The organism is Clostridium sp. Marseille-Q5894, from assembly GCF_946902305.1.
Lineage (GTDB): Bacteria > Bacillota_I > Bacilli_A > Erysipelotrichales > Coprobacillaceae > Thomasclavelia.
Map to the genome: position 1 here is coordinate 261,886 of NZ_CAMPPT010000004.1, position 25,998 is coordinate 287,883.

Sequence of the window (25,998 nt, forward strand, 5' to 3'; positions counted from 1 at the left end):
TTAATTTTTCATATCTAAAATTTCAACTTCTATCATTTTTAATTTAAACTATAGTAACTATCAACTTCATCTTTTCTAAATAACACTCTGCTTACTTCTATTTCATCATAATGATATATATACTTTTTTGAACAAAATTATTGATATTTAATATAATTCGGTGGTCTTTCGGTGGTCTTTCGGTGGTCTTTCGGTGGTCTTTCGGTGGTCTATATCTTTCAATTATCTGATTTCTTAATAACATATCCACCTTTTGATCTAGTACCAATATGTTCAATAACTTCTTTTTTTCTTAATATTTTTACAGCATTTTCTACACTTGTCTTTTTAATCGATAGTAAATCTGCAATTTCTCTCGTATTCAAACCAGGATGACTAGAAATAATACCATAAACTAATAATTGTTTTTCTGGCAAAATTGTTGGATCAAAATTATTCTTTTGATATTCATCTTTTCTCGTCTTTCTTGAAACAATACTATTTTCAAGCGTTAATAAGACAGCTGATGAGTTTGGTTCAGTATATATAGGATCATTTAAAAATGAAGCTTGCATTTCATCGTATATACGCTTTACTCCTTCATTAAGTTCTTTTACATAACCAAATTCAGTCAAAACTCTTGCAATTCTTGGATTTCTTGAGTAACGAGTATACTTCATATTTTCTAGTGTCACTATATTAGGTAACTTTCCTGGACTAAATATTTCTAAATGATCATCATATAAAGAAACCCTAATATGGTCCCCTTGTAAAGAATAATTGCGATGTGTAACAGCATTAACAATTCCTTCAAGCCATGGAAACTCTGGGTATTCGGGAATTATTTTGAATACTCCATCCTCACCTAAATATTGAAAATCTCTTAATTGAGAATGCATCTCCCTTTTTATATCTTCAATAATTTTTGGAATTGCATCTTCAAAATTTATATCTTTAATAATATTTATGCGTTTTCCAGTTTCCATTTTATTTCCATCAAATTTTAATAATCTTACTCTTGCATTTGGCAAATATTTTGTTGGATATTTTCCAAACAATAATATTCCTGCATAAGTGAGATGACCATTCTTCATCAAAGATCTTGCATATAGAATTTCTTCTAAAGAAAGATTTGTACCTAATATTTGCTTATATTTAGTTAATAATTCAATATCTACATCATTAAACGAAGATTCTTCTATAACTAAATCTTCAAATCTACGTTCACCTTTATCATATTCTAATTGAGTAACCTGTTCATGATTTAATAATTTTGATTTATCTCCTACTCTTAAAAAAACCTTTTGATCTCTTGTTTTTATAACATAATTATCACTAGATTCTATTTCAAACAACAAAATTGTCTTGCCATCAATTGTTCTTTCATCATGGATAACTTTTATGTTACCATCAATTAAATAAGGTACTTCTAAAAATTCATTAATCGAATGTGCCCCTTCATAATCAAAACCTGTAACTATACCATTATCCTCTATACCTATAGCTAAGATTCCACCGTTAGCATTTGCAAAAGCAACAAGATGTCTTACTATATCAGAAGGTTTTATTCTAGCACTTTTTCTATCAAAATATTAGTTCTCCTCATTTTCCAAAAGATACTGATTTGTAATACTTTTTATTATCATATAAGCCCCTCCTTCTTATGCTAATCTTAGTTTACACTAAATGAATAATTTATAAAATATAAATATGATAATTTTAAATCGTTTAAACATTAAAACTTTAAATTAAACAAAAAAAATGTAGTTTTCTTATTTATAAAGCCATCAGATTTACTTTATGAATAAGAAAACTGTGCTTTTATTTTAACCATTAATTAAAGTTAAAAATCAAAACTAGTTTTATTTTATCAAATATTTTTTAATTTTCATTTGAGGGAACAAGATAACTTCTTGAATAGATTCTTGTCCAGTTAATAACATAACAAGTCTATCAATACCCATTCCCATACCACCTGTTGGAGGTAATCCATATTCCGATGCTTCTACATAATTTAACTCCATTTCAATTCATATATAATTTTTATATACGTTTTTATACGTTTTTTCGTGTTATTTCATATTCAAAAAAACATGATTTTTTAGAATTTTATACATATTTATTTTATTTTGTATGCCAAAATGTATGCCACTTTTCCCTATATTAAAAACATTCTATTTCATACACTCTCATTATATAAATATTCTATAATTTCACTTATATTTATCATATATGAATAATTAACTTTCAACGTAATTTAATGATTCTAAAAAATCTATTATTGATTTAAAAATATCTTCAATATTTTCGTCTATCCATTTTTTATCAGATGTGCGAATTCTTTTTTGATACATTCTTGTATTAAATGTCATTTTTATTCTATTAATTATATCATTGATATTATTTTCTCTCATTCCATCATCATAATAAATATATGAATCCAAACATATTTGTAGTTTATCACGATCAATATGTTCTAATAAATAATACATATCAAATATATCTTTATATCTTGTGGAAGCTGGTCCAAACTTTAATAAAGAACGCAATTTTTCAGAAAACATTTGCTCATTAGTATTAATCAATAAACTTGCACCATCCTCTGTAAATGAAATATCAAAACAATATTCTTCTTGACTTATTTCAAACTTTTTATGTACACCTAAATCAATTTTGCTGATTAATTCATATCCAGTCATATCAATTATTTTAATAAATACTCTTTTTCCATGATAATCTTGCTGATTTAATTCTTCGATACTTCCAATACGGATAAACTTTATTCCTTCAATATTATTTACTTTTTCAATAAATAAATCGATTGAGGAAGCTTATAAAGAATATTTTATAAAATCAATATCTAAATCTTGTGTTGCTCTACGGATATTATTAGTTTTACTACGCATGACAACTCCACCTTTAATAGTTACATTCCTATTTAATATACTATTTGAAATAGCTTTTAATAATAAATCTTGGCATACTTTGGCACCTGCATTAGCCTCACTATAACCTTTCTGTTTTTCGTTTTCTATCAATTCTAAAAGTTTAATCATTATAACACCTCCAATTGCAAAGTTTCTAATACCATATTTGTTTTTGGCAAGGCATATGCGTACTCTTGAATAGCTTGAATATCTAATTCATTAATCATTTTTCTATAATTAAGTAGAATCTCTTTATAGTAATCAAATGGTAAATTATTTTTGTTGCGTATAAGTTCCACTAACATTCGTTCCTTATTATATATTTTTATTGCTACATTGTTATAGTTCATTTTAATGGTGCCTAAATTGAATGCTTTACTATTTTCAAATTTTTGTTTAACTCTTTTATCTCGTATTTTTGTAACTTCTTTTGAAGTTGCTAAAAAATATAAATCTGGAATCACATCAGTTAATCCATGATAGTAAAAAGCACTATTCAATGTAAAAATAGCATTTGGATATTTCATAGAGATAATTGCCAATTCTGATACATATTTTGTATCTGAATAAATCCCTTTCTCGATTTTAAACATTTGCTCATTATCTAAAGCTTTCTTTAACTTTCTATCTGTACCAAATATTTCAATACACTGATAATATGAAAATAACATTTATGCTCCTCCGTTAGTTATTAACTGTATTTTTTCTTTTTTTACAGTTATTTACTTGCATTATATATTTTTCATTTTCAATGTCAATATAAATAAAGTACAAGTTGATTAAATGAAATCATATCATTTCTATATCAAAAAAGCATAATCTAAATCTATTTCAATTCATATATAATTTTTATATGCGTTTCATGTGTTTTTTCATGTTATTACATATCAAAAATATAATAAATCCTATACTTATATATATTTAATTCATTTTGTATGCCAGAATGTATGCCATCTTATTTTTAAAAACTAAATAATTAACATTGAATGCGCGATATTTGCGCGATTCTTGCGCGCGCGTTTATTTATGTGCGAATTTTCTGTTTTTATTATACTCAATAATTGTAATATTATATAAATTAATTATTAAATCTTATTTTTTAGTTGAAAGAAAATACATTTTGATTTCTTGCTACTATCTAAGTAATACTCATAACATTAATAATCTTAATATTATACTAACTATGTACAATTGAATAAAACAAATAAACTAATACAAATTAATAATATACTGGTATCCCTTTCACACTATAAAACTCTATTTAAAATAAAAAAGCATAATCTTCTAACAACCATAAAGTAATGAAATATCACTTTATGGCTAAGAAAACTATGCTACTATTTTAACTACTCATTTAAATTTAAAATTAAAATTACATTGATTTTACCACTATTTATTACGTTGCTTCATTTGTGGGAAAAGAATGACTTCTTGGATACTTTCTTGTCCTGTAAGTAACATAACAAGTCTATCAATACCCATTCCCATACCACCTGTTGGAGGTAATCCGTATTCCAATGCTTCTACATAATCTAAATCCATTTCATTTGCTTCATCATTTCCTAATTCTTTTTCTTTTAATTGATTTGCAAATCTTTCATATTGATCAATTGGATCATTTAATTCAGTAAATGCATTAGCATATTCATTACCACAGATAAATAATTCAAAACGTTGTGTAAATCTAGGGTCTTCTAGATTTTTCTTTGCTAGTGGTGAAATTTCGATTGGATGTCCATACACAAAAGTAGGTTCAATAATTGTTTCTTCAACATATTTTTCAAAAAATTCATTAATAATATGTCCATATCCAAAATGTGGTTCAATTTCGATATGATGCTCTTCAGCTAATTTCTTAGCATCATCAAAACTCATATCTTTAGCAAAATCAATTCCTGTTTTTTCTTTAATTGCATCAGTCATTGAAATACGCTTAAATCCTGGCGCTAAAGAAATTTTATTACCTCTATATTCAAGATCATAAGCTCCACATACTTCCATAGCAGCATTAGAAATTATCCCTTCTGTTAAATCCATCATTCCTTCTAAATCACTAAATGCTTTATAAACCTCAATTGTTGTAAATTCAGGATTATGTGTTCTGTCCATTCCTTCATTTCTAAATAAACGCCCAATTTCATAAACTGCATCCATTCCACCAACAATTAATCTTTTTAAAGACAACTCTGTTGCAATACGTAAATAAAAATTCATATCTAATGTATTATGATGAGTAATAAATGGTCTTGCGCTTGCTCCTCCTAAAATTGGATTTAATACAGGTGTTTCTACTTCAACATATCCTTTGTTATCTAAATAATGTTGAATAGAGCGAATTATTTTAGGTCTTGCAAAAGCAATCTTACGTGCTTCTTCATTCATAATTAAATCAACGTATCTTCTTCTATAACGTTCTTCAACATCACTTAACCCATGATATTTTTCTGGTAATGGACGTAATGCTTTAGTTAAATGTGTATATTCTTCTACCTTAACTGAACATTCTCCGGTATTTGTCATAAAGACTGTTCCTCTAACACCTATAATATCTCCAATATCACCTTTTTTAATAATTTCATAGATATCTTCACCAACTACATCTTTACGAACATATAATTGAATCTGACCATCACGGTCTTGAATATGCATAAAACACACTTTCCCTTTACGACGTTTTGTCATAATTCTTCCAGCAATTTTTACTTCAACTGCCATTTCTTCTAACTCTTCATGAGTTTTATCACCATATTTCTCTTTAATTTCTTTAGAATATGCAGTAACATCAAATCTTTGTCCAAAAGGATCAATTCCTTTATCAATTAATTCTTGTAATTTTTCACGACGAACCAATTCTTGTTCACTAAATTTTCTTTCTTCCATTTTTACCTCCTAAAATATAAAAAACTCTCATCCCTAAGGGACGAAAGTCATCGTGGTACCACCCTAATTCATTAATAAGTCACCTTATTAACCTCAATAGCTATCATCTAATAGCTTTGCCTGTAACGTGGCTCACGTTATCTAATCAATCTTAATCCTAGATACAGCTCCTAGTCTTTTTTCATTATACTCATCATATCTCTTTTCACCAGCCGAGACTCTCTTTAATGCATAAAATATAATTACTCCTCTATTCATCGCCTTTATTTATCGTTGTAATCTTAACTTATCAGACCAATCTTGTCAATATCAATCTTTCCAATACCACCATTTTAATTTTTTAGAATCAGGATTTTTTGTATTAGCATAATATACAATCATACGATACATATATAATTGACACCGATCAACATGTACACCCCTGATTTCACACTCTTTTTGATACATTTGTTCTGGATTAGCTCCTTTTAATGAATCCAATGTTTTATAACCAATCAGCTTTAAAGATGCCTCTGTAGCTTTTCCAACATACGGTATTTTTGTAAATTCACTCATCAAAAATCACCTCAATATAATTATACTTTAATAATAATTTAAAAGCTATCCCTAGGGATAGCTTGTTATTAATTATCAATTTTTTAAACATACTTAAAAGCATTTTCAATATCTTCTAATAAATCATCAATATGTTCTAAACCAATTGATAAGCGAATTGTCGTTGGTTTAATTCCTGAATCAGCCAACTCGGCTTCATTCATCTGTGAATGTGTTGTCGAAGCAGGATGAATTACTAGTGATTTAGCATCAGCAACATTAGCTAACAATGAAAATATTTCTAAATTATCAATAAATTTCTTAGCATCATTTTCATCACCGGCAATTTCAAAAGTGAAAATTGATCCTGCACCTTTAGGAAAATACTTTTGGTATAAATCATGATAAGGACTAGTACTTAATGATGGGTGATTTACTTTAGCAACTTTTGGATGTTTACTTAAATAATCAACAACTTTCAAAGCATTTTCTACATGTCTTTCAACTCTTAATGATAATGTCTCTAAACCTTGCAATAGTAGAAAGGCGTTAAATGGCGAAAGAGTAGCCCCTGTATCTCTTAATAAGACAGCTCTAATTCTTGTTACAAAAGCTGCAGCTCCAACAGCTTTTGTAAAAACCACACCATGATAACTTGGATCTGGTTGTGTAAGCTGTGGAAATTTACCTGATGCTTCCCAATCAAATTTACCAGAATCCACAATAATTCCACCTAAAGTCGTACCATGCCCGCCAATAAACTTAGTTGCAGAATGAACTACAATATCTGCACCATATTCAATTGGTCTAAATAAATATGGTGTTCCAAATGTATTATCAATGATTAATGGTATTTTAAAATCATGGGCAATTTTACTAATCGCCTCAACATCAATCAAGCTTGAATTAGGATTTCCTAATGATTCAATAAAAATTGCTTTAGTATTTTCTTGCAATGCTTTTTTAAAATTCTCAGGATCATCGCCATCAACAAAAGTTGTATTAACTCCATAATTTGTTAAAGTATGCGCTAATAAATTATATGTTCCTCCATATATCTGTTTAGCTGCCACGATATGATCACCTGCACGAGTAATACTCTCTATTGCATATGTTACAGCTGCTGCTCCAGATGCTAACGCCAAAGCTGCTACCCCACCTTCTAACGCTGCTATTCTTTGTTCAAAAACATCTTCAGTTGGATTCGTTAATCGTCCATAAATATTACCAGCATCACTTAATCCAAATCGTGCTGCAGCATGATCACAGTTATCAAATACATAAGCTGCAGTTTGATAAATCGGTACAGCTCTTGCTCCTGTAGAATCTGTTGTCTCTTGTCCTACATGTAATTGTTTTGTTTCAAATCTTAAATCATTTTTGCTCATTTTTATTTCCCCTTTTCTTTATGCATAATATTTTATAATTTAAAACAACAATACATTCGTCCATTTCTAAAATTATTTCTAAGCTGTTTTTCTAATTCAAAGCTCATATTATCACCTTTTCCTACTTCATTAGTATGATATAAGTATACTTAACTTTTAATAATCTGTCAATAATAAAAAATAGGCTACTTAATAAAATAGCCTATATAATACTTAATTAACTGTTATATCAAAAGTAAATGTATCTCCATCAAGATAATAATCATCACTTTGTCCTTTACATACTAATTGAAAATCAGCTTGTTCTAATCCTTGATACACAAGTATCCCTTCAGTTTTAACACCTGCTAAAATATCACTATTCACTTCAGGATAATCTGCATAGTAATTTGATTCATATTCAAATTGTTTGCTATTTTGGACTACCTTTGCACTATATAAATAAAAACTATATTCATTAGCTGATTGGTTATCAACTGATATATATACTCTCGTTTCAAATGGTGAAAATTCTACTTTTTGTAATGTTACTGTAACCCCATTAGATGTTCTAACGTCATTGATCTCTACAGATTTTAAAGTTGGAGAAACTACATCAATATAACTACTAATTTCAATTTTCTCAGCTTCTATTTGTGGTGCTGTTATTGATCCACCAAAAGCATTCGTCCCTTCAAAAGTTCCTTTAATAAGACCGGTTACAATTACATAACTATCTGATTTTAAATCTTTTGCTAATGACTTCTTACAGTGTATAATTGTATTCTTTTCATATTCTTCTGGATCTCCCATCATTTGAAATACCGTTGTATCATCTTCACTTTCTATATTTCCAAATACCTGTCCTGTTAACTTTACATATTTTCCCTTAAATTTATCAGGATTTGAATACAAACTATCTAATTGGTCCTCTGTAATAAATTCTTTTTCCTCCGTTTTTTTAGATGTGTCTTTGCCACTATCATTACTACAACCAAATAACCCTAGACATAAACCTAGACATACTAAAATCATACTAATTTTTCTCATAATATCTTCCTTTCCCATATAATATTTAATACAAATAGTATAATTATTTATATATCTATTATCTCATAAACATACACTGTTTGCCAAAATAAATTATAAACTTTTGTATATAAAAATCCTGTATCAAACAGGATCTTTATTACTTTTCAAATTGTTCAATAATATGACGCGCAACAATAATTCCATTAGCTCCAGCCTGCGCTAATCCTCTAGTCAATCCGGCACCATCACCAGCTACATACAAATCATCAATTTCACATTCAAAACCTTTTCTTACCTTAGGACGAGCAGAATAAAATTTTGCTTCAACCCCATATAATAAGGTATGCTCATTAGCAATTCCTGGAGTTACAGTATCTAAAGCCTCTATCATTTCTATAATTGATTTCATCGTATTGTATGGCAGTACTAATCCTAAATCTCCAGGTACTGCTTCAGATAAAGTTGGCACTGTATATCCTTCTTTTAATCTTTTATAAGTTGTCCGCCGTCCTCTTTTAATATCACCATACCTTTGAACAATAACACTGCCATTAGATAATTTATTAGCCAACCGACTTACTTCATGAGCAAATTCATTAGGTTGATTAAATGGTTCACTAAAAGTATGTGATACTAGTAATGCAAAATTTGTATTTTTACTACCAAGTTTAGGATCATGATAAGCATGTCCATTTGCTAACATTGTCCCACTATGGTTTTCGATTACGACATGTCCGGATGGATTTGAGCAAAAAGTTCTCACTCTAGTTCCTACAGTTGTATTATAAATAAATTTTCCTTCATATAGGTTATTATTGATCTCTTCCATTACGATATTACTAGTTTCGACACGTACCCCTATATCAACCTGATTGTTATATAATTCAATATCATGTTGTTTTAATACTTTAGTCAACCAGGCTGAACCATCACGTCCTGGAGCTAAAACAATTTTTTTAGCGTTAATAATATTTCCATTTTCTAAAATGACTCCAGTTGCATGATTGTTATTTACCACCACTTCTTTTACTGCTGTTTTAAACAATATATCAATATGCTGTTTTAATTCATTCGACATTTCTGTCATAATACGAAGATTTTCCTCAGTTCCTAAATGTCTTACTTTAGCTCTTAATAGTTTTAACCCAACTGCATAACCGCGATGTTCTATTTCTTTCACTTTATCTGTTGTTGGATCTGTTATATCTTTTGTAGCTCCATGTTTTAGGTATAAATTATCGACATAATTTATTACCTCTTCAACTTCATCAGTTGAAAGATAATCTGTCAACCAGCCTCCAAATTCACTTGTAATATTAAATTTCCCATCTGAATATGCTCCAGCGCCACCAAATCCCGCTGTAATTGAACAAGCCGGTAAACATCCAGGCTCATTATCCTTAATAATTGGACATGATTTAATTTTCTTTTCTTTAATTGGACAACGACGATTCATAACATCCTGTCCTTTATCTATAAGCAACACATTTAATTTTGGTTGTTTTAAATACAATTCATAACATGCCATGATTCCTGCCGGTCCTGCTCCAACTACCACAACATCATAATTTTCCTTCATTTTATCGCTCCATTCTAGATTTTTTCACAAACCTTATTAATTATACTCTATCACCTGTATTAATGCAATTATTTCTAACTTCAAGTTTTGCCTATTTATATAACTATCTATCAAAATAAGATATTAGATTATAAACTAGAAGTAAATTATTAATATAGTAGCCCAAAAACTTTTTTCTAAACAATAAAACTTGCCGATATATTTACATATTTAATAACATAAATTACTGCTTCTTTTCAATTTTATCAATTAATCAAAACAATAATAAAAATTATTCAATTGATACTCTAAATATAATGCTCTATAATAATCCCAAAAGCTGCTTTTACATTAGAAAAAACAGCAAACATACAAAATTAATAGGAGATTAGATAATGATTAAAGGTTATATTATTGATATGGATGGTACACTTCTCGATTCTATGTTTATTTGGGATAATATTGTAATGATGTTATTACAAAAAAATGGAATTACTTTTGATGATGAACTTAAAAATATATTAGCTCCATTATCTATAGACGAAGCATTAAAATATCTAAAAAAACGATACCACTTATCAAATACAATACCTGAACTTCAAAATGAATTATTAAAAATTTTAGAATATCAATATTTAAATAACGCAACACTAAAGCCTGGTGCAAAAAAATTTATTAAAAACTGTGTTGCATCAAATAAAAAATTATGTTTACTAACTGCTAACAAACATGATTTAACAGTTAAAGTTTTAACAAAAAATAATTTATTACACTATTTTAATAGTATTATTACTTGTGATGATACTGTATTAACCAAGCAGGATAGTACTATTTATCAATTTGCAGCTAAATCACTTGATCTGAATATTAATGAATGTATTGTAATTGAAGATGCTCTACATGCTATTTGTTCAGCAAAAAAAGCTGGTTTTATAGTGTGGGCAGTCGCTGATAATAGTAATATTCATGATTGGAAAAAAATAAGAATGCTAAGTGACGCTGCATTTAATAGTATGGAATCTATGACAATAGATAAATAGAAGCTTTTAATGATATTGTTCTCATTAATTTAATATGAAAAATTAATTCAGTTATAAAGTTAAAGAATTCTAGTTTCTATAAAGATGACAATTAAAACTATAAATCATTAAATTTAATTGACTTTTTATTACCGAGGAAATATTAAAACGTTATTACACTACGAATATTGTTAAGAAAAAAGTTATTGCTTTAAATTAATTAATATGCTATCATAAATAAGCATGTAAAATATTTTATTTACTGCCTGCTTATTTTATAAAATAAGCCAATAGACCATAGGAGGTATAAAAATGAACAAGTATGAAATTATGTTTATTGTAAAACCTGACGTTGAAGAAGACGCTAGAAACAAATTAATCGAAAGCTTTAAAGGAATCTTAACAGCTAACGGTGGAACTGTTGATAACGTTGACGAATGGGGATTACGTGATTTAGCTTATGAAATCCAAGATTTTAAAAAAGGATATTATGTAGTTGTTGATACAACATGTACAGCTGCAGATGTTGCTGAATTTGAACGTTTATCAAATATTAATTCATCTATGTTACGTCATTTAACTCTTCGTAAATAATAGGAGGTCGCTAAATGATAAATAGAGTAGTCTTAGTTGGTCGGATGACTAGAGATCCAGAACTTAGGAGAACTGGTCAAGGTGATGCTGTTACATCATTTACACTAGCTGTAAATCGTAACTATACATCAAGAGACGGTCAGCAACAAACTGATTTTATCAATTGTGTTGTTTGGCGTAAACCAGCTGAGAATGTAGAAAGATATTGTTCTAAAGGTAGTTTAGTTGGTGTTGAAGGAAGAATCCAGACACGAAGCTACGACAATGCTCAAGGACAAAAAGTATATGTTGTAGAAGTTATATGTGATAGTGTTCAGTTCTTAGAGACAAAAGCGGCACGTGAAAGGGCACAATCTCAAGTCCAAATGCAACAGCCACAAAGTAATGATAATTTTTATGATATGAAAACTGTTGAATTGGAAAAAGAATTTGATAACTCACTAAATACATATGATATTATGGAAGATGATATTCAATTTTAATGAAAGGAGCTAAAAAAATGGCATTTAGAAAACAAAGAATGGGTAGAAAAAAAGTTTGTTATTTTACAAAAAATAACATTACTTATATTGATTATAAAGATGTTGAATTATTAAAAAGATTCGTTTCAGCTAATGGAAAAATTATTCCAAGACGTGTAACAGGAACTAGTGCTAAATATCAAAGAATGTTAGCAACTGCTATTAAACGTGCTCGTCAAATGGCTTTATTACCATACGTTGGTGATTAATCGATACTTAAAAACCTTGATTATTCAAGGTTTTTTCTTTTCTTGAGATGTCTTGATAATTTATGAGTAATAAAGAATTTATTGTAAAATTGATAAAGCAGTTTTAACTTATTTTTTTATTTGGTATAATATATTAATCTAGGAAAGGAGGTAAAATCGTGAAAACTTTTAATTATGATAAATCTGGTTTATTAGCACAGTATTATGAGATTCTTATGGAATTGATGATTCATTGGGAAAATGAAATTGTAGAATTTAAAGAAGCAAAAGGACAATATGATACTAATAAAATTGGGCAATATTTTTCAGCAATAAGTAATGAAGCTAATTTAAAAAGACAACAATATGGATGGTTGATCTTTGGAATTAGTGAAGATCATAACAAAAGAATAGTTGGTACAAATTTTAAAAATGGATTAGGTTTACTAGAAAAATTTAAGTATGAAATATCTAAAAGTACTAATGATAATATTAGTTTTATTGAAATCATTGAATTAAAACCAATTGTTAATGAAAAAGAATATAGAGTTCTAATGTTTAAAATTCCTGCTGCAGTAACAGGTTTTCCTACAAGTTGGAAAAACCATTATTATGCAAGATCTGGTGAAAGTCTTATATCTTTACAGCAATACAAAATTGATGAAATTCGTTCACAAGAACGATTAGATTGGTCGAAACAAATTGTTAAAGGTGCTTCTATTAACTACTTAGATAAGGATGCTATTCAAATTGCAAGATCAAAATATAAAGAAAAAATGGATAAAAAACATATTGTTGAAGAAATAGACAATATGGATGATTTAGAATTTTTAACAAAAATGAAATTATTATATGATGGAAAAGTTACCAATGCTGCTATGTTATTATTAGGTCATTCAGATTATGATTATTTGATTTCTAGACCTCCAACACTTATGTGGCGACTATATGGAAGTCAGGGAGAAGTAAAAGATTATGAAATTTTTACAATTCCCTTTATAAATGTTATTGATAAAATATTTTCAAAGATAAGAAATTTAACATATCGCTATATACCAAATCAACTTACATTATTTCCAATAGAAACACAGCAGTATGATACTTGGCTTTTAAGAGAGCTACTTAATAACTGCTTAGCACATTCTAATTTTCAATTAGGTGGAAGAATATATATTAATGAATTTGAAGATCAAATCAAAATAACAAATCCAGGAGATTTTATACCTCAAAGTATAGAAACGGTTTTACAGGTTAGTTAAAATCCACCATTCTATAGAAATCAATTATTAGCTGAAACTATGGTAAAATTTCATATGATAGATACTGCAACTATGGGAATAAGAAAAGTATTTAAAATACAAAAAGATAAATATTTTCCCTTACCAGATTATGATTTCAATACTTATAATCAAGTGTCTGTAACAGTATACGGAAAGGTCTTAAATGATGAATATATGCATATATTATATGCGCATCCTGAATTAGATTTAGAAACAGTATTTTTATTAGACAGAGTTCAAAAAGGATTAGAAATTTCAAAAGAAAGTGTATCGTATCTTAGAAAACTAAAATTAGTTGAAGGAAGAATATCTAATTTATATTTATCTGCTTCAATATCAAAGAGTATAGATCATGAAGCTGAGTATATAAAGAATAAAGTGTTTGATGATCAGTATTATAAAGATTTGATTATTAATTATTTAAAAGAATATCAAAGAGCAAAGAAAAAAGATTTAAGAATATTGCTTTGGGACAAATTACCAGATATATTAAATAATAATCAAAAAGAAAGAAAAATTGGAAATTTATTAGCTTCTTTGAGAAAAAATGGTGATATAAAGACAGATTCCAAAGATAGAACCACTTGGATTTTAAAAGAGTAAGTTAGTCGAGATTATATGAGAGATATTGATTTATATGGTGACATCATTTTGACATCAAAAAATGAAAGAAATCAAAATAATAGCTGGAAATTCTTGAAAATAGTGTAATAAATCGACTAAAAATCAATGAAATTAACACTTATAAAATAAATGTTATCATACATTGGTGATTAATTGATACTAGAAAACCTTGAATAATGAATCACCCCTGTCAAATAGACAGGTGAAATAATTAAAATGTTTTTGATGAAGTTGTCGATGAGACAACTTCATTTTCTTTATGCAGTTAAAGTTGAACTACTTGTGTAATGAAACATGATATTTTGTTACCAAATCATTATATGAACCTCCACCATTGAGATAATCCAATACTATCTGTTCTTTAAAATTCTTTGTATAAGATGTATTTGTAGCAGATGTATCAAATGCACTTTCACCAAATGTCTGATATTTTTTATCCAATTGTCCACTACATCATTTGTTTGTATTTATTTCTTTAGCTAAAGAAACAGTTGATTCTTCACCATCTAAATATCTTTTTACAATACTTAATCTTAGTTTTTTTGAACGTTTACTTTTTCTTCTCAATATAAAAAACCTCCCGTATCAGCGTTTAATTATTTACGCTATCTACTGAAAGGTCATCATATCAACCAAATAATCATATTTTTTCTAATACGTATTAATATTGTACTCCGGCGAATACTTAATTATTGCCTATGAATATTGATAAAATCTTATTTTCATGGGAATCACATATTTATAAAATTAAATTCTATGCCTTTTTATAATTTTATTACTGCCCTTTTTTATTATTAATAATCTATCAATATCAAATAAGATTCATAATCTTAAATAATATAATTAACTCAATAACGCTTCTTTTAATTTAAATAACGCTTTTTCTAAAATTGATATTGGACATGCTATATTTATCCGCTGAAAACCAACTCCTTCAATACCAAACATTTTACCACTATCTAACCATAATCCTGCTTTTTCAACAATTAATTTTTCTAACTTTTCTTCTGATAGGTTTAATTTACGAAAATCAAGCCAAACCAAATAAGTTCCTTCAGGTTCAATTAAACTTACTAATGGTAACTCATTTTTCAAAAAATTCCTAATATAATCAAGATTTTGAATCAAATATAATTTTAATTCCTTAAGCCAAATATCTCCAAATTCATAAGCTACTTTACATGCAACTAAACCAAATAAATTTAATTGGCTATATCCCGTTTGAGCAACAGCTTTTTCAAACTTTTTTTTCATTTTTAAATTTGGAATAAATATATTAGAAACTTGCAATCCAGCAAGATTAAATGTTTTGCTTGGAGAAGTACATGTTACTGTATTCATTAAAAATTGTGGATCTAATGAAGCAAATACATAGTGTTTATGCCCTGGATAAGTAAAATCACAATGAATCTCGTCACTTATTACTTTTACATTATGCTTTAAACATATTTTACCTAGATTAATCAATTCATCTTTGCGCCATACTCTTCCAACCGGATTATGAGGACTGCACAAAATAAACAATTTTACATTATTTTCAATAATCTTTCTTTCAAAATCTATAAAATCAATTTCATAATGATCATTCTTCAATAATAATGGATTGGTTACTAAATTACGTTTATTATCTAATATAACTTCATAAAAAGGATAATATACTGGTGTTTGAATAATGATGCTATCATTTTCTTTAGTATAAGCTCTAATAGCTGCTGAAATCGCAAATACGACTCCTGGAGTTTTGATTAGCCAGGAAGGTTCCAAATGCCATTGAAAATATCTTTGATACCAATTTTGAATAACTTTAAAATAATCTTCTTTACTTTCACTATAACCATAAACACCTAATTCTACATATTTTTTTAACTCACTAATTACTTCATTTGTCGTCATAAAATCCATGTCAGCCACCCAAAGAGGTAAAATGTCTTCTGGTTTTCCACGTTCTTTTGAAAAATCATATTTTAAAGATAATGTATTTTTTCTTTCAATTACTTGATCAAAATTATAAACCATCACTATTCCCCTATTGCTTGAGATAAATCTGCAAGTAAATCATCGATATTTTCAATTCCTACTGATAATCTTAAAAAGTCATCTGTTATTCCCAACTCTTGCCTTATTTCTTCAGGAACATCACTATGTGTTTGAATCATCGGATAAGTTATCAAAGTTTCTACTCCTCCTAAGCTTTCAGCATAGGTAATAACTTTTACATTTTCTAAAATTCTACGGGCAGTACTTGATGAATCAACTCTAAATGAAATCATACTTCCTGCTCCTCTAGCCTGTGATTTATTTATCTCATATCCTGGATGTGTTTTTAGTCCTGGGTAATAAACTTGTGTAATCTTTTTTTGGCGAGATAACCAGTCAGCAATTTTAGTAGCATTTTCTTGTTGGCGATCTTGACGAATTGCTAGTGTTTTTATACCTCTAATTAATAAATAACTATCAAACGGTGATAAACAACACCCTTTAGTTTTGTATATTTCTCTTATTTTTTTTGCAAGTTTATCACTAGAAGTAGAAATCACTCCAGCAATAACATCATTATGACCACTTAAAAATTTTGTACCACTATGAATTACTATATCTGCTCCCAACTCTAATGGTGTTTGTAAATAAGGTGATAAAAATGTATTATCAACAATTAAAAGTAAATTATTTTGTTTAGCTATTTGTCCAATTTTTCTTAAATCACTAATTTTCATTAAAGGATTACTTGGAGTTTCAATATATATAGCACGAGTTTGTGGTTTAATTGCTTTTTCAATTGCATTAGTATCTGCTGTATTTACATATGAAAATTCTAGACCAAAATGATTATAAAAATTAAACATTCTTACTGATCCACCATATAAATCATCACCACAAATAATATGATCTCCAGGATCAAACAATGATAAACAGATAGAAATTGCTGACATCCCACTAGAACAGGCAACTGTATCTACAGCGCCTTCTAGTGTTTTTATAATATCTTCTAAATAACTTCTAGTAGGATTACTTTCTCTTGAATAATCATATCCTTGATTTTGACCAATTCCTGGATGAGAAAACATTGCGGTTTGATAAATAGGAACAGCAACAGCTCCATATGATTTAGTTAAACAATCAGACTCCTCTCCATGAATACATTTAGTTTCTATTTTATGCATATATCTCGCCTCCAACAATTAATTATATTCTGGAACATACCATAAACCATCATTATTTTTATCTAAATACTCTTTAAATTCATCAGATTGATATGCTTTAACAATATCTTTTGCCCATTTACTATCTTTATTATCTTTTCTTACTACAACTTGAAGTAACAAGTGATCTAAGATATCTTCTTGTAACAATGCAGTTGATGGATCGATTTTAGCATTATAGACGATTGATCCAGTGATTACAGCATAATCAAATTCATCTAATGATTGTGGAATCATTGTAGAATCCATTTCAGTAAATTTTATATCATATAAATTTTTAGTTATATCATTTTGCGTTACTGTAGAAATATCTTTACTTGGATCTAACTCTATCCAGCCCGCTTTTTGTAGTAAAGCATATGCACGAGCTGTATTGGCTGCATCATTTGGCACAGCTATTTTAGCTCCTTTTTCTATTTCATTTAAATCTTTATGTGTTTTAGAAAAAATTCCCGCTGGAACAGTTGGAATAGCGCCCAAAGCAACTAATTCTCCATTTTGTGACTCATTAAAATTATTCATATATGCTGTATGCTGTTCAACATTAACATCGATTTCACCTTCATTTAACGCAATATCGTTTTGTAATAAGTCTGAAAACTCGACTACTTCAAACTTATATCCTTGTTTTTCTAAAATTGGAATTATCGCATCTTCGAATAAAACTGTATACGGTCCTGCAGCTTTACCATAACGAATCGTTGTTTTGTTTTCATCGTTACTTGTTTGATTTGAACCACAAGCAGTAAAAACAAATCCTAAAACTAATACTGTAAAAACTGAAATTATTTTCTTTAACATTTTTCTTCCCCCTAAATTTATTTATGTGTTCTTAATTTTTTTGATATATAATTTCCTAATGTTTGAATCAACTGCACAAATATAATCAATATGATTACTGTTACTACCATTAATTCATTATTAAAACGTTGATAACCATAGGTTAGTGCTAAATCACCTATACCACCACCCCCAATAGTACCGGCCATTGCTGTAGCCCCAAGTAATCCAATAGTACCGGTAGTTATCGCAAGAACAAGTGAAGCCTTAGCCTCTGGCAATAAAAAGTACCAAATTATTTCAAAAGTATTTGCTCCTAATGCTGTAGCTGCTTCTAAAATTCCTGGTTTAACTTCAAGTATTGAACTTTCGATTAATCGTGCTAAATATGGTGCAATATAGAAAACTAATGGAACGATAGCAGCTTTGGTTCCTATTCTTGTTCCTACTAATGATTTGGTTAAAGGAGTAATAAATACTAATAAAATAACAAATGGTACTGAACGAACTAAATTTACAATACCGTTGATGATCCCATAGATTATCCGATTACTCCTTAGTCCATCTTTACGTGTTAAAACTAAAACTAAGGCTAATGGTATTCCAATTATTGTTCCAAAAAACAGAGCCCAGCCCAACATATAGATTGTTTGAACTGCACAATCTATTAGTTTATCTGATCCAACATTTAATAGATTATCGCTCATTTGTAGTCACCACCCTTTCAATAGCAATTCCCCTTTTAGTTACATATTTTTCTGCTCTATCAATTTCGTTTTTATCCCCTTGTAATTGTAAGATCAGAATCCCTAAAACCGTATTTTGAATTTCATTAACTGATGCAAACAAAATAGTCGTTGTAACATTAAACTGTTTATTAATTTGTGAAACTACAGAATCTTGTGAATTTTCTCCAAAAAAAGTTAATTTAACAATTGGATCAGCATAATCTAAGTTTCTTAGAATTGTTTCTGGTATTGAACTGTTGATTACGGTTTTAACAAACTTTTTAGTTATTTCCTGTTGCGGATTGCTAAAAAGTTTTATTGTATCCCCTTGTTCACAGATTTTTCCATTTTCCATCACAGCTACTTTATTACAAATTTTTTTAATAACATTCATTTCATGAGTGATTAATAAAATAGTAATATTTAATTCAATATTTATTTTTTTTAACAATAACAAGATTGATTCTGTCGTTTCTGGATCTAATGCACTAGTTGCTTCATCACATAACAAAATTTTAGGATTAGTAGCTAAAGCTCGTGCTATTCCAATTCTCTGTTTCTGACCTCCAGATAATTGTGAAACATAAACATCACTTTTATCCTTTAGACCTACGAAATCTAATAGTTCGTATACTCTTTTCTTTATATCTTGTTTATTATATTTTGCTAAAATCAAGGGAATAGCAATATTTTGAAAAACTGTTTGACTTTCTAATAAATTAAATTGTTGAAAAACCATCCCTATTTCTTTTCTTAATCTATTTAATTTTTTTGATGAATAATCTGTAATATTTTTACCTTCAATAAAAACATTTCCTTGATCCGGTTTTTCTAATAAATTTACCATTCTAATCAATGTCGATTTTCCAGCCCCAGAATAACCAATTACACCAAATATATCCCCTTTTTCTACTTTGATAGAAACATCTTGTAGCGCATGAACCTCTTCAAAACGAGTATGAAAAGTTTTAGAAACATGTTCTATTTGAATCATCACTATTCCTCCCCTGCTTCTATTTTTAATAAGGCTTTAACTGCTAATCGACTCATATATTCTGCTGCTAATGATAAAGCTTTAGGATCAACCTGAAATTTTGGATGGTGATTAGGATATGTCTCACCTGTTCCAATTTGAATAAATGTCCCTTTGATTTTCTCTAGGTAAAAAGCAAAATCCTCACCACCAAGCGAAACTGCACTTGAAGCTACATTAATGTCATCTTCCTTAGCTACTTCTTTTGCAAAATCACTCCACTCTTTATCATTGATTACAGCCCCTGGTCCTGCTATCCATTTAACTTCTGTATCAATTTGATATGCTTTTCCTATATACTCTACTATTTCTCTTAAACGTTCTTCATAAAGTTTTCGGTCATTTAATTCTAATGTTCTAATTGTCCCTTCTAAAAATGCTATTTCAGGAATTACATTCCATGTCTTCCCTGCTTCAACATGAGTAATACTAACAACACCACTTGATAACGGATCAGTATTACGACTAACTATCGTTTGTATAGCATTTATCAAAGCCCCTAAAGCTACAATTGGATCTTTTCCTTGCTGTGGATGTGCTGCATGAGTACCAAATCCTTTTAATTTAATTTCAAACCGATCTACTGCAGCAGTAATACTTCCTGCTTTTATACCCAATGTTCCAACTGGAAATACTGATGAACTATGAATTCCAAAAATCGCCTCTACAACATCGAGAGCTTTTGATTCAATAATTTTCAAAGCTCCTAGTGAAGATTCTTCTGCAGGTTGAAAAATTAATTTTACTGTTCCATGAATATTTTCTTCCTGCTTCTTTAATAATAATGCTGTTCCATAAATTGTTGTAAGATGAAAATCATGACCACAGGCATGCATTTTACCCTCAGATTTAGAACGCCACTGTAGATCAGTTTCTTCATTAACCGGAAGAGCATCAATATCACTTCTTAGCGCAATTACTGGTCCAGGATATTTTCCCCTAATTATTGCTACCAGCCCTGTATCTAATGGCAGATCTAAAATTTCAATATCATGCTCTTTCAGCAATTTTTTCAATCGCGAAGTTGTTTCATATTCTTGATAAGATAATTCTGGATGAGCGTGAAACCATTTAAATTGGGTTTCCAACTCTATTTGTAATAAATCTTTTTTCATTTTTCTTCCTCCTATGTTAATAAAAAAGATGTTCATAGCGAACATCCTCATTCTAGAATTTAATAAAATTAAAGATTAAGAATATTTGCATACACGAAAACATACTCTATACATTTGTATACAGCTACACATACACATCATATTTTGGTTCATTTTACTTGCAGTGTTCATTTTCGTATCTCCTTTCTTATCCCTACTTAATATATAGGAATACTATGTTTAATACATTAACACATATTATTATTTACGTCAATAAGTAAAAATAATTTTTTGAAAAAAGATACCTAAATTGGTATCTTATAAATCATCGGGTGTAGTTATCTTAATATTTTCATAACTTCCTATCACAACTTTTACAGGTGCCACTTTAAAATGTTCTACCAAAGAAGCATCGTCAGTAGCTACAAAATTATTAATTTTTCCCAGTTTGTAACAATCTTTAATTATGCTTGTTTTAAAAGCTTGGGGTGTTTGAGCTTGCATCAAAGTTTCTCTAGGCAATGTTTCTATAACATTTCCATCTTTACACATTTTTATAGTATCTTTTACAGGAACCATCAATAAACAAGCATCATTATTATTTAAACAAAGTAATAAATCATCTATATTTTCTTTTTTTAAATATGGTCTAGCCCCATCATGAATCAAAACATATTCCTGATTTACAATTTGTAAACCATTATAAACACTATCTTGGCGCTCTTTTCCTCCAAAAGTATAATCTATTTTACTAGATGAGATGAGTTTTTTTAAATCACTAATTTCATCTTCTTTGGTTACAACAACAATTTGTTTACATCTATCATCATTTAAAAATATTTCCATCGTCATTTCATAGACTGTTTTATCTTTAAAACGATATAACATTTTATTATAACTCAAACCACTCCTACTGCCCTTACCAGCACATAACACAACTGCACTATAATTCATTATCTCACTTCCTCTTTTTTCTTATTGTAGCATTTAATCATTATCTTGAAAATAAACATTATTTACATATTTAATAATATACTTAAATAAGGAAGTGATCTTATTATTAAAAATATCGTTGGCTTTATTCTAAGTCTTATTGTTTTCTTGTATGGAATGCACCTGATGTCTTCTAGTTTAGATATCTTAGCAACTAACAGATTAAAAAATATTCTTTATAAATTAACTTCTAATAAATATCTTGGTGTATTGATTGGAACTGCAATTACTGCCGTTATTCATAGTTCCTCAGCAACTACAGTAATTTTGATTGGCTTACTAAATAGTCATCTTATTACTTTGAATCAAGCTACCTGGATCATTCTTGGAGCAAATATTGGTACTACTGTTACAGGGCTGTTGATTGCATTAGATTTAGGAGAATCAGCAATTTATTTTTGTGGTATAGGGTTGGTTTTGATGTTATTAAAAAATAAATTAATGTATATAGGACGCGTGATCATGGCTCTAGGATTGATTTTTTTAGCCATGGATGCAATGGCAATTGCCCTTATTCCGCTTCAAAGTTCATCTTATTTTATTGAGCTGTTTGCAAAATTAAATAATCCTATTACAGCTATAATCGTGGGAACTATTTTTACTGCAATCATTCAAAGTTCTACAGCATCCGTAGGGGTCTTACAAACAATATATCAAAAAGGCTTAATTAACTTTACTATGGCAACAAATGTTATTTATGGGCAAAATATTGGTACCTGTATAACTGCTTTATTAGCTTCCATAAATGGTGATCCTAATTCTAAGCGTCTTACTATCATTCATATACTAATAAATATAATTGGTACTATTGTTTTTTTTATTGCATCATATTTTATTCCATTTATTGATTTTATACACTCTTTAACCCCAAATTATATGATGCAAATAGCATATATGCATACATTTTTTAATATAATTTCAACTATTATCTTATTACCATTTGATAATATGTTAATTCATTTAGCTTACAAAATACTCCCTTTATCTCGAAAGGAGACATATAATGCTAGCAAGTATTCTTGCCCTAATTAGCAGTTATGGCTACAAAGCTATTTTTATCCTAATTACTTTAGAAAACATCTTTCCACCCATTCCATGTGAAATAATTTTAACTTTTGGAGGTTTTTTAACTACTATAACCTCATTACAACCTGTTGGAGTGGTAATTGTTGCTACTTTAGGTTCATATTTAGGATCTGTTATTCTTTATTTTATGGGTTATTTAATTAAAATCAACATACTAGAACAAATCTTAATTTATTTTCATTTTAAGCCTAATTCTCTCGAAAACTCCATTAGATGGTTTAAACAATACGGTAAACTTTCCATTTTTGCAGGGCGTTTAATTCCTATTATCCGTTCTATAATATCATTGCCGGCAGGAATAACAAAAATGAACTTTTTTTGTTTTTCTTTTTATACTTTACTAGGAACGATTATTTGGAATAGTATCCTAGTATATTTAGGAATATTATTAGGAAATAACTGGATCAAAATTCATAAATATGTTAAGCAATATGCATTGATTATTAGTATTCTATTTTTAATTATTCTAATTATTAAGAAGACAAAGCGTAAAAAAACTTAGACACTAGTCTAAGTTTTTATGCTTTAGCTTTACTTTGAAAATATTTATTTGCCTTCTTTATAATTCCACGCCCTTGTAGCTTCATATCATAATCTTTCAATATATTTTGAATATCTTCTTCTTTAACTTCATGTGGTATATTTTTTCTAATAATTTTCTTTAAATCTGTTTTTGTGAGATTCTTGAAATTAATTATTTCATCAACCCTACTCAATAATTCATCACTAAATCCATAATTACATTTTTTGTTTGTTATATTCTTTTTAAATCCTAATTTATTTTTGGTACTACCTTGATTTGAAGTCATAATAATAATCGTGTTATTAAAATAAACTTTTCTTTTATGACTATCTTCTAAATAGCCTTCATCAAACACTTGCATAAATAAATTAATAACATCTTGACTTGCTTTATCGATTTCATCCAATAAAACTACACTCTTGGGATACGTTTGTAATTGTCCTAATAATAAACTAGGTTTATCATAACCAACATATCCTGGTGCAGCACCAATAATTTTTTGAACACTAGAACTATCTTTATATTCGCTCATATCTAAACGAATTAGATTTCGTGATAAATATTTTGCCAACTGCTTGGCCATTTCACTTTTACCTACCCCACTACTACCAGTAAATAGCATTATGGCTGTAGGTTGATTTGAAGGTTTATTTATTTTTAATTGGCTAATTATTTGTTCAATCGCTTCATTTTGGCCAATAACTTGATTATTTAATTTTACTTTAATTTCATCATAATCATAATTATCACTAATTTTAATAGAGGTATATTCTTCGATTACATCTTTTACTATTTGTTTTGTGATAATATGCTGTTGTCGAAACCTTGTTTTTACACACGCTAAATCAAAAATATCAATTGCCTTATCAGGAAATGTTCTATTTTTAATATAGTGATCAACATTATCAACTAAATATCTTAAAACTTCATCATCAATTTCAATCTTATGAAATTGTTCATAAAATAATTTTGTTTCTTTTAAAATATCAAATGTTTCTTCTTTAGTATTTTCTTTTAAAGTAATTATGCTAAAACGACGATTCATTGCCTGATCTTTTTCAAAGTGCTGATAATATTCTTCTGTAGTAGTTGCACCAATAATCGTTAGATCTTTTCTAGCTAAATATGGTTTTAAAATATTAGCAGCATCTATTGCTCCCTCTGCTCCACCTGCACCAATTATATTATGAATTTCATCAATAAAAATAATGACATTATCCATCTCTTTTACTTTATCAATTATTTTTCTCAATTTTTCTTCAAATTCGCCACGATATTTAGTTCCGGCAACAATACTAGACAAACTTAGCTCATAAATAATTTTTTTCTTTAATCCATCGTTTACTTGTTTTTCATTAATCAAATACGCTAATTTTTCAACTAAGGCTGATTTTCCGACCCCTGCTTCACCAATAATAAGAGCATTATTTTTTTCCCGTTTACTTAAAATCATACAAAGTTTTTCTAATTCTTTTTGTCTTCCAACAATTAAGTTTCCGCCCTTCTTTACCTTTTTGTTGAGGTTAATCAGTGATTGAATTTGATCTAATTTTGTTTCTAATTCACTACTTTCATTCAATTTATAAATAATATCTTCAAAATCAACTTTATATTTTTTTAACAACTCATAAGCAACACTTTCTTCACTTTTCAATAATGCTATAGTTAAAATATTTAAAGTGACTTTACTTTTATTTTGTTCATTTGTAATGTTGACTGCTGTTTCTAAAATATTTTTAACAGCATCACTATATTCCATATAAAAAGGTTGATCATTATTTGTCCCAAACAACCTTTTTATATCCTCATATATACTTTTATCATCAACATTATATTTCTTTACCAGCTCCTTTAATTTTGAGTCGCTGATTTTTAATAATGACAATAATAAATGCTCACTCCCAACATTATTATGACCTAAATCAAAAGCAATACTTTCACCTACAACAATTGCTTTTTGGGCTTGTTCATCAAATTTTGTTAACATGGTTCACCTCTAATTTTATTATATGTTTAACACTTTAAATTATTAACGAATCACTTTATTTTAAACATAAA

Annotated in this window: 26 protein-coding genes, 2 pseudogenes and 1 other annotated feature; of the genes and pseudogenes, 8 read left to right on the forward strand and 20 right to left on the reverse strand. The window is 28.4% G+C overall.

Annotation, left to right across the window (positions count from 1 at the left end; translation table 11 throughout):
- Positions 1-218 precede the first annotated feature (218 nt).
- The 11 genes and pseudogenes from OC535_RS08315 to OC535_RS08365 all read right to left on the reverse strand — a co-directional run bounded on the left by OC535_RS08315 (position 219) and on the right by OC535_RS08365 (position 10,298).
- Positions 219-1,073, reverse strand: coding sequence for an ATP-binding protein (locus OC535_RS08315; protein WP_498823588.1), 855 nt, complete (start codon positions 1,071-1,073; stop codon positions 219-221).
- Between the two features lie 183 nt (positions 1,074-1,256).
- Positions 1,257-1,553 (reverse strand): annotated as a pseudogene (locus OC535_RS08320) (ATP-binding protein); the annotation flags it as partial.
- A 288-nt stretch (positions 1,554-1,841) separates the two neighbouring features.
- A pseudogene (locus OC535_RS08325) lies at positions 1,842-1,988 on the reverse strand (amino acid--tRNA ligase-related protein); the annotation flags it as partial.
- A 231-nt stretch (positions 1,989-2,219) separates the two neighbouring features.
- A complete protein-coding gene (locus OC535_RS08330) occupies positions 2,220-2,801 on the reverse strand; it encodes a nucleotidyl transferase AbiEii/AbiGii toxin family protein (RefSeq protein WP_498823589.1) in 582 nt (193 codons plus the stop codon).
- Between the two features lie 9 nt (positions 2,802-2,810).
- A complete protein-coding gene (locus tag OC535_RS08335; protein WP_498823566.1) occupies positions 2,811-3,035 on the reverse strand; it encodes a hypothetical protein in 225 nt (74 codons plus the stop codon).
- Entirely contained in the window at positions 3,035-3,577 is a 543-nt protein-coding gene (locus OC535_RS08340) for a type IV toxin-antitoxin system AbiEi family antitoxin domain-containing protein (RefSeq protein WP_498823567.1), read from the reverse strand. Before OC535_RS08340 ends, OC535_RS08335 begins: the two co-directional genes overlap by 1 nt.
- Before the next feature lie 718 nt (positions 3,578-4,295).
- Complete coding sequence (lysS, locus tag OC535_RS08345; protein ID WP_498823568.1) at positions 4,296-5,786, reverse strand: lysine--tRNA ligase; 1,491 nt, start codon at positions 5,784-5,786, stop codon at positions 4,296-4,298.
- Between the two features lie 33 nt (positions 5,787-5,819).
- Positions 5,820-6,053, reverse strand: a binding site (T-box leader).
- 42 nt (positions 6,054-6,095) lie between these two features.
- Positions 6,096-6,341, reverse strand: coding sequence for a helix-hairpin-helix domain-containing protein (locus tag OC535_RS08350; RefSeq protein WP_024721559.1), 246 nt, complete (start codon positions 6,339-6,341; stop codon positions 6,096-6,098).
- Positions 6,342-6,424: 83 nt separating this feature from the next.
- Positions 6,425-7,708 carry an O-acetylhomoserine aminocarboxypropyltransferase/cysteine synthase family protein gene (locus OC535_RS08355; protein WP_498823569.1) on the reverse strand — a complete coding sequence of 428 codons (1,284 nt, stop codon included), beginning with the start codon at positions 7,706-7,708 and terminating at the stop codon, positions 6,425-6,427.
- Between the two features lie 213 nt (positions 7,709-7,921).
- Positions 7,922-8,737 (reverse strand): hypothetical protein, encoded by an 816-nt coding sequence (locus tag OC535_RS08360; RefSeq protein WP_227052804.1) that lies wholly within the window; start codon positions 8,735-8,737, stop codon positions 7,922-7,924.
- A 139-nt stretch (positions 8,738-8,876) separates the two neighbouring features.
- Entirely contained in the window at positions 8,877-10,298 is a 1,422-nt protein-coding gene (locus OC535_RS08365) for an NAD(P)/FAD-dependent oxidoreductase (RefSeq protein ID WP_498823570.1), read from the reverse strand.
- A 374-nt stretch (positions 10,299-10,672) separates the two neighbouring features.
- Here OC535_RS08365 and OC535_RS08370 point away from each other — a divergent pair, with 374 nt between their 5' ends.
- The 6 genes from OC535_RS08370 to OC535_RS08395 all read left to right on the forward strand — a co-directional run bounded on the left by OC535_RS08370 (position 10,673) and on the right by OC535_RS08395 (position 14,482).
- On the forward strand, positions 10,673-11,317 hold the full coding sequence (locus OC535_RS08370) for an HAD family hydrolase (protein ID WP_227053308.1): 645 nt from the start codon (positions 10,673-10,675) through the stop codon (positions 11,315-11,317).
- Positions 11,318-11,608: 291 nt separating this feature from the next.
- Positions 11,609-11,890, forward strand: coding sequence for a 30S ribosomal protein S6 (gene rpsF, locus OC535_RS08375; RefSeq protein ID WP_024721554.1), 282 nt, complete (start codon positions 11,609-11,611; stop codon positions 11,888-11,890).
- A gap of 14 nt (positions 11,891-11,904) precedes the next feature.
- Positions 11,905-12,372, forward strand: a complete 468-nt coding sequence (ssb, locus tag OC535_RS08380) for a single-stranded DNA-binding protein (protein WP_227053307.1) — start codon at positions 11,905-11,907, stop codon at positions 12,370-12,372.
- 17 nt (positions 12,373-12,389) lie between these two features.
- The gene (rpsR, locus tag OC535_RS08385) at positions 12,390-12,620 is read left to right on the forward strand and encodes a 30S ribosomal protein S18 (RefSeq protein ID WP_004610903.1); all 231 of its coding nucleotides are present in this window, start codon (positions 12,390-12,392) and stop codon (positions 12,618-12,620) included.
- Positions 12,621-12,778: 158 nt separating this feature from the next.
- The gene (locus OC535_RS08390; RefSeq protein WP_498823571.1) at positions 12,779-13,858 is read left to right on the forward strand and encodes an ATP-binding protein; all 1,080 of its coding nucleotides are present in this window, start codon (positions 12,779-12,781) and stop codon (positions 13,856-13,858) included.
- A 39-nt stretch (positions 13,859-13,897) separates the two neighbouring features.
- Complete coding sequence (locus OC535_RS08395; protein ID WP_498823572.1) at positions 13,898-14,482, forward strand: hypothetical protein; 585 nt, start codon at positions 13,898-13,900, stop codon at positions 14,480-14,482.
- Positions 14,483-14,779: 297 nt separating this feature from the next.
- Here the strand turns inward: OC535_RS08395 and OC535_RS08400 are convergent, their stop codons facing one another.
- The 8 genes from OC535_RS08400 to ispD form a co-directional block, all read right to left on the reverse strand.
- On the reverse strand, positions 14,780-14,944 hold the full coding sequence (locus OC535_RS08400; RefSeq protein WP_155855598.1) for a hypothetical protein: 165 nt from the start codon (positions 14,942-14,944) through the stop codon (positions 14,780-14,782).
- Positions 14,945-15,346: 402 nt separating this feature from the next.
- The gene (locus OC535_RS08405) at positions 15,347-16,519 is read right to left on the reverse strand and encodes a MalY/PatB family protein (protein WP_498823573.1); all 1,173 of its coding nucleotides are present in this window, start codon (positions 16,517-16,519) and stop codon (positions 15,347-15,349) included.
- Between the two features lie 2 nt (positions 16,520-16,521).
- Positions 16,522-17,664 (reverse strand): trans-sulfuration enzyme family protein, encoded by a 1,143-nt coding sequence (locus OC535_RS08410; protein ID WP_034595477.1) that lies wholly within the window; start codon positions 17,662-17,664, stop codon positions 16,522-16,524.
- 18 nt (positions 17,665-17,682) lie between these two features.
- Complete coding sequence (locus tag OC535_RS08415; RefSeq protein WP_227053302.1) at positions 17,683-18,504, reverse strand: MetQ/NlpA family ABC transporter substrate-binding protein; 822 nt, start codon at positions 18,502-18,504, stop codon at positions 17,683-17,685.
- 17 nt (positions 18,505-18,521) lie between these two features.
- Positions 18,522-19,190, reverse strand: coding sequence for a methionine ABC transporter permease (locus OC535_RS08420; RefSeq protein ID WP_024721549.1), 669 nt, complete (start codon positions 19,188-19,190; stop codon positions 18,522-18,524).
- The gene (locus OC535_RS08425) at positions 19,180-20,205 is read right to left on the reverse strand and encodes a methionine ABC transporter ATP-binding protein (RefSeq protein WP_498823574.1); all 1,026 of its coding nucleotides are present in this window, start codon (positions 20,203-20,205) and stop codon (positions 19,180-19,182) included. Before OC535_RS08425 ends, OC535_RS08420 begins: the two co-directional genes overlap by 11 nt.
- 2 nt (positions 20,206-20,207) lie before the next feature.
- Positions 20,208-21,359 carry an amidohydrolase gene (locus OC535_RS08430; RefSeq protein ID WP_498823575.1) on the reverse strand — a complete coding sequence of 384 codons (1,152 nt, stop codon included), beginning with the start codon at positions 21,357-21,359 and terminating at the stop codon, positions 20,208-20,210.
- 297 nt (positions 21,360-21,656) lie between these two features.
- Positions 21,657-22,292 (reverse strand): 2-C-methyl-D-erythritol 4-phosphate cytidylyltransferase, encoded by a 636-nt coding sequence (ispD, locus tag OC535_RS08435; RefSeq protein ID WP_024721546.1) that lies wholly within the window; start codon positions 22,290-22,292, stop codon positions 21,657-21,659.
- A gap of 126 nt (positions 22,293-22,418) precedes the next feature.
- Here ispD and OC535_RS08440 point away from each other — a divergent pair, with 126 nt between their 5' ends.
- Together OC535_RS08440 and OC535_RS08445 are read left to right on the forward strand one after the other, a co-directional pair.
- Positions 22,419-23,363 carry a Na/Pi cotransporter family protein gene (locus tag OC535_RS08440; RefSeq protein ID WP_498823590.1) on the forward strand — a complete coding sequence of 315 codons (945 nt, stop codon included), beginning with the start codon at positions 22,419-22,421 and terminating at the stop codon, positions 23,361-23,363.
- Positions 23,335-23,919, forward strand: coding sequence for a DedA family protein (locus tag OC535_RS08445; protein ID WP_227053299.1), 585 nt, complete (start codon positions 23,335-23,337; stop codon positions 23,917-23,919). Before OC535_RS08440 ends, OC535_RS08445 begins: the two co-directional genes overlap by 29 nt.
- A 16-nt stretch (positions 23,920-23,935) precedes the next feature.
- On the opposite strand, the gene OC535_RS08450 is transcribed toward OC535_RS08445, so the two are convergent.
- The gene (locus OC535_RS08450; protein ID WP_227053298.1) at positions 23,936-25,927 is read right to left on the reverse strand and encodes an AAA family ATPase; all 1,992 of its coding nucleotides are present in this window, start codon (positions 25,925-25,927) and stop codon (positions 23,936-23,938) included.
- Positions 25,928-25,998: the final 71 nt, after the last annotated feature.